9 protein-coding genes and 1 pseudogene are annotated in these 12,969 nt (G+C 73.7%); 8 read left to right on the top strand and 2 right to left on the bottom strand.

The genetic code is table 11. The annotated features are described in order from the left end of the window. The first annotated feature begins 133 nt into the window (after nucleotides 1-133). Nucleotides 134-445, top strand: coding sequence for an ArsR/SmtB family transcription factor (locus tag CRP52_RS06385; protein WP_097235501.1), 312 nt, complete (start codon nucleotides 134-136; stop codon nucleotides 443-445). Nucleotides 446-578: 133 nt separating this feature from the next. Here the strand turns inward: CRP52_RS06385 and CRP52_RS39250 are convergent, their stop codons facing one another. Beyond that, the gene (locus CRP52_RS39250) at nucleotides 579-3,746 is read right to left on the bottom strand and encodes a putative bifunctional diguanylate cyclase/phosphodiesterase (protein ID WP_143685661.1); all 3,168 of its coding nucleotides are present in this window, start codon (nucleotides 3,744-3,746) and stop codon (nucleotides 579-581) included. A 288-nt stretch (nucleotides 3,747-4,034) separates the two neighbouring features. On the opposite strand from CRP52_RS39250, the pseudogene CRP52_RS40765 reads away from it, so the two are divergent. From CRP52_RS40765 to CRP52_RS06350, 7 genes and pseudogenes are all read left to right on the top strand, one after another. After that, nucleotides 4,035-4,265: pseudogene (locus tag CRP52_RS40765) on the top strand (MbtH family NRPS accessory protein); the annotation flags it as partial. 180 nt (nucleotides 4,266-4,445) lie between these two features. Then, complete coding sequence (locus CRP52_RS06375; RefSeq protein WP_257033016.1) at nucleotides 4,446-7,697, top strand: non-ribosomal peptide synthetase; 3,252 nt, start codon at nucleotides 4,446-4,448, stop codon at nucleotides 7,695-7,697. A 165-nt stretch (nucleotides 7,698-7,862) separates the two neighbouring features. Then, a complete protein-coding gene (locus CRP52_RS06370; RefSeq protein WP_179852697.1) occupies nucleotides 7,863-8,639 on the top strand; it encodes a leucyl/phenylalanyl-tRNA--protein transferase in 777 nt (258 codons plus the stop codon). 151 nt (nucleotides 8,640-8,790) lie between these two features. Next, nucleotides 8,791-10,353, top strand: coding sequence for a hypothetical protein (locus CRP52_RS06365; RefSeq protein WP_097235497.1), 1,563 nt, complete (start codon nucleotides 8,791-8,793; stop codon nucleotides 10,351-10,353). A 162-nt stretch (nucleotides 10,354-10,515) separates the two neighbouring features. After that, the gene (locus CRP52_RS06360; RefSeq protein WP_097235496.1) at nucleotides 10,516-10,869 is read left to right on the top strand and encodes a VOC family protein; all 354 of its coding nucleotides are present in this window, start codon (nucleotides 10,516-10,518) and stop codon (nucleotides 10,867-10,869) included. 205 nt (nucleotides 10,870-11,074) lie between these two features. After that, entirely contained in the window at nucleotides 11,075-11,344 is a 270-nt protein-coding gene (locus tag CRP52_RS06355; RefSeq protein ID WP_097235495.1) for a hypothetical protein, read from the top strand. Nucleotides 11,345-11,517: 173 nt separating this feature from the next. Continuing rightward, nucleotides 11,518-12,414 (top strand): serine hydrolase, encoded by an 897-nt coding sequence (locus CRP52_RS06350; RefSeq protein WP_097235494.1) that lies wholly within the window; start codon nucleotides 11,518-11,520, stop codon nucleotides 12,412-12,414. Here the strand turns inward: CRP52_RS06350 and CRP52_RS06345 are convergent. After that, nucleotides 12,362-12,775 carry a hypothetical protein gene (locus CRP52_RS06345; RefSeq protein ID WP_097235493.1) on the bottom strand — a complete coding sequence of 138 codons (414 nt, stop codon included), beginning with the start codon at nucleotides 12,773-12,775 and terminating at the stop codon, nucleotides 12,362-12,364. The genes CRP52_RS06350 and CRP52_RS06345 overlap by 53 nt on opposite strands. Nucleotides 12,776-12,969: the final 194 nt, after the last annotated feature.

The following is a 12,969-nucleotide window of genomic DNA, read 5'->3' as shown; positions in this document are numbered from 1 at the left end:
GCACAACTCCAGGCTCGGCCCGGCCGCGGAGCGACCAGGTAAGGAATTTTTCGAACCTTACGGTGCCATGCGGCGAGGTACGATGCAACCCATACCTGAAGATGCCTGATGAAGCCTGAGGAAGGAGGATCCGATGCCCGACCCGGAAGGCCACCCCTCGATCGAGGAGATGGACCTGCGGACGGTCCTGAACGCACTCGCCGATCCGCTGCGCTACGGGGTGATCTCGGCCCTGCTGCGCGAGGCCGAGGGGGCGGCACGCACCTGCGCCTCCTTCAACCTGCCGGTCTCAAAGTCCACGATCACCCACCACTTCCGGGTCCTGCGCGAAGCGGGCCTGGTCCGCCAGGTGGACCGCGGCAACAGCCGCGCGGCCACCCTCCGTCGCGAGGACCTCGACAAGCGCTTCCCGGGCCTGCTGGACCTGGTCCGCGCCAACCCCTGAACTCCCCTGCCCGGAGAGGTGGTTCGGCGAGGGGTGGGTTGCGACTCCTGGCCGCCCCTCGCCGCCCCTCGCGCCCCTCGCCGCCCCGGACCCGCCGCCCCCGCCGCCCCGCGCCGCCCGCCACCCCCGCGGCTCACGCCGGTTCGTAGGTGGTGCTGCGTACCAGGGCGAGGGCGCGGGTGGAGTCCATGGGGTGGGCGAAGAGGTAGCCCTGGCCGAGCGGGCAGCCCATGGCGGCCAGCAGGTCGCGCTGTTCCGGGTGTTCGATGCCCTCGGCGATGACCTGGACGCCGAGCGTGTCGGCGATCCGCGAGATGCCCTCGACCAGGGCGTACTGCTGGGCGGAATGGCCGAGGCCGTCGATGAAGGACTTGTCGATCTTCAGCAGGGAGATCGGGAACTCCCGCAGGTAGGAGAGCGAGGAGTAGCCGGTGCCGAAGTCGTCGATGGCGATGGCGACTCCGAGGTCGGAGAGGGTGGCCATGTCGGCGTGGATGCGGTCGTCGCGGCGCATCAGCACGGACTCGGTGAGCTCCAGGACGAGGGTGTGCGGGTCGATGCCCGAGGTGGCGAGTGACTGGCGGACGACGTCCACGAAGCCGGCGTCGCGGAACTGCCGGGCGGAGACGTTGACGTTGACCCGCAGCGGGGGCCGCCCGGTCGCGGCGCGGACGGTGGAACTGGCCGCCTGCCAGGCGGCGGCCTCCTGGGCGGCGCGCTCCAGGACCCACGCGCCGAGCGGGACGATCTGGCCGCTCTCCTCGGCGAGGGCGATGAACTCGTCGGGCAGCACCATGCCGCGCCGGTCGTGCGGCCAGCGGACCAGGGCCTCGAAGGCGACCAGGTCGCCGGTGCGCAGGTCGACGATCGGCTGGTAGTACAGCTGGAACGCCGATTCCGCGATCGCCGAGTCGAGGTGCTCGTTCAGCTCGTGCCGTTCCACCAGCCCGGCCTGCAGGGCCGGCCGGTAGTGGCACCACTGGCGGCGGCCGGCCGCCTTCGCCGAGTAGAGCGCGAGGTCGGCGTGGGTGAGCAGTTCGGTCGCGTCCACGCTGTCCTCGGTGGTCGCCACCCCGATACTGGCACTCACCCGCACCGCACCCGCCTTGAGCTTGAACGGCTCGGTGAAGACCTCCAGCACGCCGGCCGCGATGGTGTCCACGTCCGCCGGCCGGGTCGCGTCCTCGACCAGCACCGCGAACTCGTCGCCGCCGAGCCGGGCCGCGGTGTCCGAGGAACGCAGCGCGGTGGAGATCCGCAGCGAGACCGCGACCAGAAGTTCGTCGCCGACCGCGTGGCCCTGGGTGTCGTTGACCACCTTGAAGTCGTCCAGGTCGATGAAGAGCACCCCGGTGACGGACCCGCTGCGCTCACCGCGGGAGAGCGCGTGCCCGACGCGGTCCTGGAACAGCACCCGGTTGGCCAGGCCGGTCAGCGAGTCGTGGAAGGCCCGGTGGGTCAGCTCGCGCTCCATCTGGCGCTGCTCGGTGACGTCGCGCAGGGTGAGCACCAGAGCACCGACGGTCGGGTCGGCCCGCAGGTCGTTGAAGCGGACCTCCGCCTCGATCGGGGTGCGGTCGTGGCGCAGCAACCGCCAGTGCTCGCGGGGGTGCTCGCGCGCGTGCTCGCCGCGCGGCGGGTCGCTCGCGCCGCGCATCCGGGCCAGCGCCTTGCCCACCTCCCGGCTGTCCTCCGGCGGGACCAGGTCGGTGACCAGGGTGCCCGCCAGGCGGGGGCGGCCCAGCACCGACTCGGCGGACGGCGAGGCGTAGCGCACACCGTCGTCCGCGTCGAGGATCAGGATGACGTCGCTGGCGTTCTGCACCAGGGTGCGGAAGTACAGCTCGCTGTTGCGGCGGGTCACCTCCTGGCTCAGCACCACCCGCTCGACGGCGAGGGCCGCCTGCGCGGCCAGGATCTCCAGCGAGCTCCACAGACTGGCCAGTTCCTGCTCGGTGCCGGTGACGATGAGCGCGCCGATCAGCGGGTCGCCGGACGGCCGTTCGGCGAGGGTGAGCGGGCAGATCAGGGCGTACGGCATGCCGTCCAGGTGCCCGGTCAGCTCGCGGGTGGGCAGGTCGACGGCCTCGACGGGCAGCAGCCGGGTCTCGCGGTAGGCGGCGAGGGCGAGCACCTGGTCGGAGTCGGAGGCGGTCCCCACCCGGTGCTGCGCCGCGCCGCGCTCAGCGTGCCGCACGTGCAGCACGCCCGCCTCGGCGACGGCGAGCAGGGCGACGTGCCCGGGCTCGGCGGGCATCAGGGTGGAGGCGGCCGACTGCACGGCGTCCGCGACCTCCTCCACGGTGACGGCCGCGGTCAGCCGGGCGCCGGCCTCGCGCAGCGCCCGTTCGCGGGCGATGGCCTGCCTGCGGGCGGAGACCACCACCGCCAGGCGGGCGAGCACGAGTAGGTACAGGAGCGCGGAGAACGCGCCGATCACGCCCGCGTTGCTGGTGTTGCCGGCCAGGGACTCGATGATCAGGATCGCCGGGGCGATCAGCGAGGCGAGGGTGAGCAGGACGAGCCGGGCGGCGCCGAGATCCGGCTGCTGGGTGGGGACGGGCCTGGTCAGCTCGACCATCGACGGGTGCAGCGCGGCCGCGCCCCAGGCCGTGTAGAAGGCCGCCCAGCCGAGCTCGACGGGCGTGCCGATGCGCCAGGTGCCGTGCAGCTGGATCAGCGCGTACAGCACGTCGGAGACCAGCAGGCCGACGGTGCCGACGGCGAGCAGCTGCAGCGAGCGGGAGTTGCCGCCGCGCGGGGTCAGCAGGCGCAACAGCAGGGCGAGCACGACGACGTCGCCGAGCGGGTAGGCGATCGAGACGGCCTTCTGGAACCAGGTGAGGTCCGGGTTCTGGGCGTACGGGAGGATCAGGTAGATCCAGGCGAGCAGGGCCAGGCCGATGGTGGGGATCAGCGCGTCGAGCAGCCCGGCGCGGTCCTGACGGGCCGTGCGCCAGCGGATGAAGCCGAGCACGCCGGCTGCGTACAGCACGTACTCGGCGAGGTAGAAGGCGTCCGCGACGGAGGGGAACGGGTTGGCCTCGTGCAGGATGTCCAGTTGGACGGCCTGCACCACCTCGCCCGCGGTGAAGCTCAGGTTGGCGAGCGCCAGGACGTACCAGAAGCGTGCGTGCGCGGGGCGGTTGAGGCGGACGCCGAGCACGATGGCGGCCACGCCGCCGAGCCCGATGCCCGTCCACCAGACGATCCGCTGGCCCGGATTGGCGTAGTAGATGCCGGTGAACACCACCATCCAGAGCAGGTAACAGGCCATCAGGCGTTGTCGCCGGCGTGTCAACGAGCTACCTCCTCCACGACATCACCCCGCCGGTCGGGCGGGGGATTCGGGTGAGGGCGGGGGCCGGGCCGGCTGCGGGGGGTTCGGTGGGCCAGGCTATCCGATTCTCCTGGCTCCTGGCGCCTCCGGGCCTTCCCGGCGGGGGCTGCGCGTGTCCGCGCGAGGACCCGGCGGGTGTCGGCGCCCGGTGCCGGGTGTGTGTCCTTGCCCGGTGTCGGGTGCATGCGTCTTCGCGCGGGTGTGCGGCGTCCGGTCGTTGTGCGACCGGACGTTCTCGATGTGTCGTGAGTGCGTATAGTCGGAAATGTCGCACTCCCAAGCATTCTGCCGCCACAGCACGAGGTCAAGCCGGTGGATGACGCAGCAGACAGCGCACGGGGCGTACGAACGGATGCGAGGTCCGGGCGTCACGCCGTGGTGCGCAACGACAACGGTCAGTACGCGCTCTGGCCCGGGGACTTGACCGTCCCCGCCGGGTGGCACCCGGTCCACGGGCCGGCCGGGCGGGACGAGTGCCGGGCCTGGGTGGAACGGGAATGGCGGCCCGCGGGGCTGGGATTCACCGGTCCCGGGGACGGCCCGGGAGAACCCGGGGGCGGTCCGGGGGCAGGCGCGGGTGAAGGTGCGGGCGCGGGTGAAGGCGCGGGGGGCGCGGGTCGCGAAGCGCCGGCGGCCGGATTCGCGGACACCGTGCACGGGTTGTTCCGCACGCGGGCGGCGCACGACCCGGATGCGCTCGCCGTCATCGCCGAGGACGCCACCCTGAGTTACCGCGAACTCGACCTGCTCAGTGACCGGTTGGCCGCCGAGCTGCGGGCGCGCGGCACCGGGCCGGAGCGGGTGGTGCCGGTCTGTCTGGAACGCGGGGCGGACCTGGTCGTCGCCTGGCTGGGCGTGCTCAAGGCGGGCGGCGCCTTCCTGCCGCTGGACCCGGCGCACCCGCAGCGGCGGTTGGCCCGGCTGGTCGAGGACTGCGGGGCGCGGGTGGTGGTCACCGACGGTCACGAGTTTCCCGAGGTGGCGGGGGTGGCGGCGGTACGGGCGGACGGCACCGGTACGGGTACGGGTGCCGGTGTCGGTAGGGGTGCGGGTGCGGGTGCGGAGGCCGGGGTCGAGGAGGTCCGGTCCGACGACGGCGCCGTCCCGGACGACCTCGCGTACCTGATCTACACCTCCGGCACGACCGGCCGACCCAAGGGCGTCCCGGTCACCCACCGTGCGCTGGTGTTCACCCTCGACCGGATCGTCCGCGCGTACCGGCTGGCGCCCGGCGAACGCGTCCTGCAACTGGCCGCGCTGGGCTCGGACACCGCGCTGGAACAGGTCTTCGGAGCCCTGCTCGCCGGCGCCACGGTCGTCCTGGGCGGCGGCGGGACCGGCGGCGGGACGTGGGCACCCACCGAACTGGTGGGCCGGCTGCCCGGGCTCGGCCTCGCCGTCGCCGACTTCACCCCTGCCTACGGGCACCATGTGCTCGACCTGCTCCCGCCCGGCGGGCCCGGCCCGGACGGGCTGCGGCTCGTGGTGGTCGGCGGGGACGTCGTGCACGCCGACGACTGCCGCACCTGCCTGGACCGGCTGCCCGGCGCGCGGCTGCTCAACGCGTACGGGGTCACGGAGGCGGCCGTCACGTCCACGCTCTGCGAGGTCACGGCGGAGCTGCTGGGGGACGGGAGCTCGGGCGGAGGCTCAGGCGCGGCCGGGAGCGCAGGCGGGAGTGGGGGCGCGGGCGGGGGGCCGGCCGCCCCCGTGCCGATCGGACGACCGCTGCCGGGGGTGCGGGTGCACGTGCTGGACGCGCGGCTGCGGCCGGTCCGCCCCGGGGAGAAGGGGCAGATCCACCTCGGCGGGCCCGGCCTCGCCCGGGGCTACTGGCGCAGCCCCGGCCTGACTGCAGAATCCTTTCTGCCCGACCCGTACGCGCCGCTGCCCGGTGAGCGAATGTACTGCACCGGCGACGCCGGACGCTGGCGGCAGGACGGACAACTGGAGATCCTCGGCCGCTTCGACGACCAGGTGAAAGTCCGGGGCCACCGGGTCGACCCGGCCGAGATCGAGGCGGTGCTGGCCGCCCACCCGGACGTCCGGCAGGCACGGGTCGCGGCCGACGGGACGGCCGCGGACGGCAGCCGGGCGCTCACCGCCTACTACACGCTGGCCGACGGGGCGGGCGGCAGCGCCGAGGGGATCCGGGCGTTCCTGGCCGAGCGGTTGCCGGAGTACCTGGTGCCCGCCGAGTTCGTTCCGCTGGAGGCGATGCCGCTCACGGCGGCGGGGAAGATCGACCGGCGCCGACTGCCGCACGCCCCGGTACGGACGGCGCCCCGGGCGGCGGGACCGGGCGGGACAGGCGCAGGGAGCGGCGCCGGGGGAGCACGGGACGCGGTCGAGGAGGCGGTCGGGCAGCTGTGGGCGGAACTGTTCGGCGTCGAGACCGTCGGACCGGACGACGACTTCTTCGCGCTCGGCGGCACCTCGCTGCTGGCGATGGAGATGCTGGCCCGCGCCCGGATCATGTTCGGCATCGACGTCGGCCGGGTCCGCACGCTCACCCGCTCACTGCTGCGGGAGTCCGTGCTGCGGGCCTTCGCGGGGGCGCTGCAGGAGGCCCGTACCGACGGCGGGGCCGGTGCGGGGCCGGGCGGCGGGGCTGCCGCCGGTACGGGGCCGGGTGTTGCCGCAGGCGTCGGGGCCGGCATCGAGGCAGGCGTCGGCGTGGGCGTCGGCACCGGCGGTGCGGAAGCGGCCGTCGACTGGTTCGCGGAGGCCCGGCTCACCGAACCCGTCGGGCAGTCCTGGAGCCCCGCACCCTCCCGGGCCGAACCCGCCGAGATCCTGCTCACCGGCGCCACCGGCTTCTGCGGCGCGCACCTGCTGCACGCGCTGCTCGCCACCACCCGGGCCCGGATCCACTGCCTGGTCCGGGCGCCCGATGAGGAGCACGCGCTGGAACGGCTGCGGGCCACCCAGCAGCGCTTCCTGCGGCACGACCTCGCCGACCGCCGGGTCGTCCCGCTGGTGGGCGACCTCACCCGGGCCCGGATCGGGCTGGCGGAGCGGCAGTTCGACTGGCTGGCCGGCCACCTGGACGCGGTCTACCACCTCGGCGGGCAGGTCAACTTCCTCTACCCGTACCACCAGTTGCGCGACGCCAACGTGGGCGGCACCCGGGAGATCGTCCGGCTCGCCGGACACAGCCGGGGCATACCCGTGCACTACCTCTCCACCCTCGCCGTGCTGGCCGGCTTCGGGGCGGCGGGCGTCGACAAGGTCACCGAGCGGACCCCGCTCGCCCATCCCGACCGGATCGGCGTCGGCTACGTCGAGAGCAAGTGGGTGGCCGAGCAACTGCTGCACAACGCGGCCGCCGCCGGACTGCCGGTCACGGTGCTGCGCACCAACGACGTCACCGGGGACCTGGCGAGCGGTGTGATGAACACCGGCACCGAGCTGTGCGCGCTGATCAAGTACCTGGCGGACAGCGGCACCTGCCCCGACGTTCGGCTGCTGCTCGACTTCGTCCCGGCCGACCGCTTCACCGGCGCCATCGCCCACATCGCCGCGCACGCACCCGCCGACGGCGAGGTCTACCACCTCACCTCCCCGCGGCCGGGCGTCCTCGCAGACCTGGCGGACCGGCTGCGGGCGCGCGGCCACCGGATCGTCCAGCTCCCGTACGGGGAGTGGGTGCAGCGGCTGGTCCGCTTCGCCGCAGGGAACCCGACGCACCCGATCGCGCCGTTCGTCCCGCTGTTCGTGGACCGCGCGCCGGGGTCGGAACTGTCGATCAGCGAGATGTACTTCCGGCCGACGTTCCCGCTGTTCGACCGGGCCAACGCGGACGCGGCGCTGGCCGGGAGCGGGATCGAACTGCCGCCGGTGGACGCGGGGCTGATCGACCACTATCTGGCGGGGCTGGAAGGGGAAGGGTTCTTGGGGGTGGCGCGATGAACATCACTCATGGGGGGCGACATGAGCGGGCGTCATGAGTGGACCTCATGGGGCGGCGCCATGAGCAAGTCTCATGAGGGGGAGCGATGAGCAAGTCTCATGGGCCGGTGCGATGAACAGGTCTCATGCGGGCAGTGCGATGAGCAGCGCTCATGGGGTGGCGGCATGAGCGGGGCTCATGACGCGGTCGGGGTCTTCGACGCGCTGGACGTCCGGCACGGCCTCGCGGACGGGCCGGTGGCCTTCGGCGGCAGGCTCGGGTCGCAGGAACTGCTGGCGGCGTACCGGTGCGGGCTGTTCCCGCTGCCGGCGGGGGACGTGTACGCGAGCGCGTACAGCGAGGCGCTGTACGGGGACGCCGTCGAGGCGGGCGAGGTGGCCCTGCTGCCGGGCGGGGACGATCCGTACGCGCTGGCGTGGTGGTCGCCCGATCCCCGACCGGTGATCGCGCCCGACGGTGTACGGCTCGGGAGCCGGCTCGCCCGGCGGCTGCGCAACCGCTCGGAGTGGTGGACGACCGCGGACCGGGCCTTCGGGCGGGTGTTGGCCGAGTGCGCCGAGCGGCGCCGGCCCGTCTGGCTCACCGAGGAGTTGTCGACGGCGCTGGAGCACCTGCACGTACTCGGGGCGGCGCACAGCGTGGAGGTGTGGGAGGGGGAGGAGCTGGTCGGCGGGGTGTTCGGGGTCGCGGTCGGGTCGGTGCTGAGCCTCGACTCGATGTTCCACCGCCGCCCGGACGCCGCCCGGGTCGCCGTCGCCGACCTCGGTGCCCGGTTCGCCGCGGCGGGCGGGCGGCTGCTCGACGCGCAGTGGGACGGGCCGCACGTGCGCAGTCTCGGGGCCGAGCCGATGGCGCGCTCCCGGTACCTCGCGGAGCTCTCCGCCGCCACCGGGACGGGCCCGCTGTCGCTGGAGCGGCTGCCGGCGTCGCGGCTCGGCTGACCGGCGGCTGGGCCGACCGGCGGTCGAACCCCGCGATGGGCCGACCGGCGGTCGAACCCCGCGATGGGCTGACCGGCGGTCGAACCCCACGTCAGGCGCCCGTTTGGCCTGTCTTCGACAAACTAATTCCTCGTCAGTAACATGACGCCGCGTGTTCAAGCGTTCGATAGGCAGGGCCGCCGGCCCCGCCGCTCTCACCCTCATCCTCGCCGGGGCCGCCGCGTGCGGGCCGACCAGCCCCGGTACCACCCAGAACGGCGCCGTCCCGGCGGCCGCCACCGTCGCCGACGCGAGCGCGACGGCGGCCGGGGGCAGCCCGGCCGCCGCCGTACCCGCCGCCGGCACCCCGCGCGCCAAGGCGGCCTCGCCCGCCACCGGCCGTCCGACCGCCGGTGCGGCGCCCGTCACCGCGGCGCCCGCCGGAGACCAGCAGGCCGCGATCGGCAGCCCCGGCAAGGACGGCAGCGCCGTCACGGCGGCGACGAAGGGCCTGCAACTGACCGCCTACGACCCGGCGGGCGGCACAGCAGTCCTGACGGCGGCCGGCCCCCCGGCAGCTTCCCCGAGCTCGGCGCCGAGCAGCGCACCGAGCGCCGCCGCCCCGAGCACGCCCGCCCCGAGCACGCCCGCCCCGGCCGCTGGCGCCCCGGCCGCCGCTGCCGCCGTCCAGCCCGGCCAGCTGATCGCCAGCCCGCCCACCGCCGCCGCGCCGCAGGGCGCGCTGGTGGCGGTCACCGGCGTCCGCCCCGGCGCGGGCAACACCGTCAACCTGACCACCCGTCCGGCCACCCTCGCCGAACTCCTCGGCGGCACCGAGGCCGACGGCAGCGTGCCCGTCGATCCGCACGGCATCACCGTGACACCGCTGGTCAAAGACCTCAAGGCGAGCGTCGGCGTGGACGGCAACGGCGTGAAGGGCGACGCCTCCGGCACCCTGGAGGTCAACCTCAAGGCCCCGGTCCCGCTGCCCGAGGGCGCCAGCTTGGACGCCTCCGGCGCGCTCCAGCTGCACCCGGCCGTCCACTTCGCCTACCACGGCGCCACCGTGGGCAGCCCGCGCACCGCGTCCATCGGTTTCGACCTGGGTGCCCACGCCCAGTGGAAGGTCACCGGCGACGTGGCCCGCAACACCGGTGCGGCCCCCATCCGGGTGCCCTTCGCCAAGCTGCAGGCCAGCCCGGTGCTGACCGTCGCCGGCCTGCCGGTGGTCGTCAACCTCGGCCTGACCTGCTACCTGGAGGTCAGCGCCGACGGCCAGGTCCACCTGGAGGCAGAGCAGGACGCCGCCGGCACCTGGGCCGTGCGTGCCGACTACACCGGCGGCAAGGGCTGGACGCCGGTCACCAACGCCGAGACCAAGATCAGCCCGGTCCACGTGCGGCTGAACGGCAAGGCGGGCGTGCGGGCCGCGCTCGGCGCCGAGATCAACCTCGGCCTGTACGACACCGTCGGCGTGGAGACCACCGTCGCCCCCTACCTGAAGGCCCAGGTCGAGGGCTCGCTGGTCGCCGACTCCTCCGGCAACCCGCCGGAGGCGCAGGGAAGTTGGTCGCTGCTCGGCGGCGTCGACCTGAACGGTTCGCTGCTCGCGCACCTGAAGGTCTTCGGCACCCCGATCATCGAGGGCAAGCTCCCGCTGCCGCCGTTCCACCGCGAGTGGCCGCTGCTGGGAGGCTCGGCCGCGCTGCCGTCCCCGCGCCCGAGCAAGAGCTGACGCACCGCCGCCGAGGCCCCTTGACCGGTCCTCCGGTCAAGGGGCCTCGTCGTATCGCCGAGGCCGTCGGGCCGGGCGGCGCGGGCGGGCAGCCGGACGGGCGGGTGCGGTCGGCGGGTGCGGCGCGGGCCCGAACGGTGATGGTGCTGACAGGATGGCCGCATGGAACGTGTGCTTGGAATCGGCGGGTACTTCCTGCGTGCTGCCGACCCGGCGGCCCTGAGTGCCTGGTACCGCGACCGTCTGGGCTTGGACGCCGACGAGTACGGGCTGTGGCGGCAGGCGTCCGGGCCGACGGTGTTCGCGGCCTTCGAGGCCGGGACGGACTACTTCGGATCCCGCACCCAGCAGACCATGCTCAACTTCCGCGTCCGTGACCTGGACGCGATGCTCGCCCAACTGCGGGCCGGGGGCGCGGAGGTGGCCGAGGAGACGCAGGACATGGAGGGTGTCGGCCGGTTCGGCTGGGTCACCGATCCCGAGGGCAACCGGATCGAACTGTGGCAGCCCGTCTGAGCGGGTCGACACCGCGGCCGGACGTCCACCGGGGACGACGGCGACCCGTGTGATCACGTGGTCGGGAGCGGTCGAGCCTGCCTCCTCCTTCTCCTCCTCCGCGCGGCCGAGCACGACGGTCCGCGCGGCGGGCGCGTTGATCGATTGTCTGCCGGTGGTTGGTCGACTGGGGCCACTGACCAGTTCGGACCGAAGGAGGACCATCGTGATCAAGCGTGTCGTCGTGGGTGTCGCAGCAGCGGCCGTGATGTGGGGCATCGGCGCGGGCTCGGCTTCCGCGGCCACCGGCGCAGGCGGGGGCGGGTCCACGGACGCCTGGATCTGCCACGCCTGCCATGAGGAACTGCTGGTGACCGCTGCGGCGCCGGCGACTCCGGCCGCCTGGACCGGCCACGAGGAGCACCGCGTCCTGGCGGTCGGCGGTGAGGTCGCCATGGACAGCTGGCTCGACAAGCCGCGGCCGGGCGTGCTCTGACTTTTCGGGAGCGCCCGTCGGCAACGGGTTCGGAGTGGGACGTCGGATCGGCCGACTTCCCGCTCCGTTCGCGTGGTCACGGGCAGGCGGGGTCGAACCCGCCGCCCGGTCAGCCTTCGTGTCGTTCGCCGCGACCGTCCCGCGCCGGCCGTGCCTTCCCCTACTCTTCCTCCATGCTCTCTGTGGTGGTGGCCCCTTGGGCGGGCGAGGCGGAGCCGGTGTTCGTCCATAACCCGGACGAACTGCACGACGCCGCAAGCACGATGAAGATCGCGGTACTCGCCGCGCTGACCCGCAGCGGTGCGAACCTCGATGCCGAGGTTCCGGTGGTGAACCGCTTCGAGTCGGTCGTGGGCGGGGACTTCGGCAACGATCCGGACTGGGACAGCGATCCGCTCCCCTGGGAGCTGCTGGGCACCCACGTCCCCCTCCGCCTGCTCGCCGAGCGGATGATCACCCATTCCTCCAACCTCGCCACCAACCTCTGCCTGGCCCGTACCACCCCGCGGGCCGTCGCGGACGTGTGGCGTGACGCCGGGGCCACCCGCAGCGCCAGCCCGCGCGGGATCGAGGACTACGCGGCGCGCGAGGCCGGCATCCACAACCTGGTCACCGCCCGCGACCTGGTCCGCCTCCTGCACTCGCTCGCGGGCGAACCGGAGTTGCTGGACCTCCTGGAGCGCAACGACTTCCGAGTGGACCTCGCGGCCGGCCTCCCTCCGTCCACCCGGATCGCCTTCAAGAACGGTTGGGTTCCGGGTGCCCGCCACAGCGTGGGCCTCATCCAGCCGCTGGACTGCCCGCCCTACCTGCTCGCCGTCTGCTACACCGGCCCGCTCGCCACCGGCGCCGACCGCAACGACCCCGCGGGCCGCCTGCTGGCCCGGATCTCGGCGGCGGTCTGGGCCCGGCGCCGGGACATCGGCAGGGCGTTCGACGGCGACATCGGCGGCGAGTTCAACGGCGAGTTCAAGGGCGAGTTCAAGGGCGAGTTCAAAAGCAAGTTCGAAGGCGACTTCAACGGCCGAGGGCCGTCAGCCCTTCGAGCGCCGTTTCGTTCAGCAGGTTGATCCGTACGAACCCCTCGTGCCCGGTGAGTTCGAAGTGCCGCTGGTCGAGCGCGAGCAGCCGGTCGGCGGGAGCGGCCACCCGCGCGAAGAGGAAGTACCCGGTCTCCACCGGAGCGGATGCCCGTAGCGCACCGCTGTGGAACAGCCGTCGGTGGTTGGCGCGGATGTGCTCGACCAGGCGCCGGTTGCATTCGCCGTCGAGCATCAGGTCGGCCTCCCGGTGGGCGAACAGGCGGTCGGCCACGGTGACGTCCCCGTGCAGGTTGAGGTGCAGTTCGGCGAGCGGTTCGCGCAGCCGCTCGGGGGCCGGCAAGTGGGCGCAGCGGTAGCCGTGGACGGACAGGTACGTGGTGGGGCTCACCAGGCGCAGCGTGCAGCGCCGCGATCTTGGCCCGCAGCGCGCGGTCCTCGTCGATCGCCGAGTAGCGGGTGACGTCGCCGAGCAGGTACGGCGGGGTGTCCGCGAGCGGGGCCCAAGTAGTCGGCGACGTAAGGGTGTCCGCCGTTGTCGTCGGAGACGAGAAGCCGCCCGCCCGGGGTGCTGCCGTTCGCGTT

Origin of the sequence: Streptomyces sp. 1331.2 (assembly GCF_900199205.1) — a bacterium.
In the GTDB taxonomy this organism is placed as follows: domain Bacteria; phylum Actinomycetota; class Actinomycetes; order Streptomycetales; family Streptomycetaceae; genus Kitasatospora.
Note: the sequence above shows the minus strand (reverse complement) of the source record. Positions and strands in the feature narration are given on the sequence as shown.

Excerpts from the sequence above, each read along its gene's own strand:
- CRP52_RS06350 (WP_097235494.1), top strand. The coding sequence starts at position 11,518 with ATGCTCTCTGTGGTGGTGGCCCCTTGGGCGGGCGAGGCGGAGCCGGTG.
- CRP52_RS06360 (WP_097235496.1), top strand. The coding sequence starts at position 10,516 with ATGGAACGTGTGCTTGGAATCGGCGGGTACTTCCTGCGTGCTGCCGAC.
- CRP52_RS06385 (WP_097235501.1), top strand. The coding sequence starts at position 134 with ATGCCCGACCCGGAAGGCCACCCCTCGATCGAGGAGATGGACCTGCGG.
- CRP52_RS06370 (WP_179852697.1), top strand. The coding sequence starts at position 7,863 with ATGAGCGGGGCTCATGACGCGGTCGGGGTCTTCGACGCGCTGGACGTC.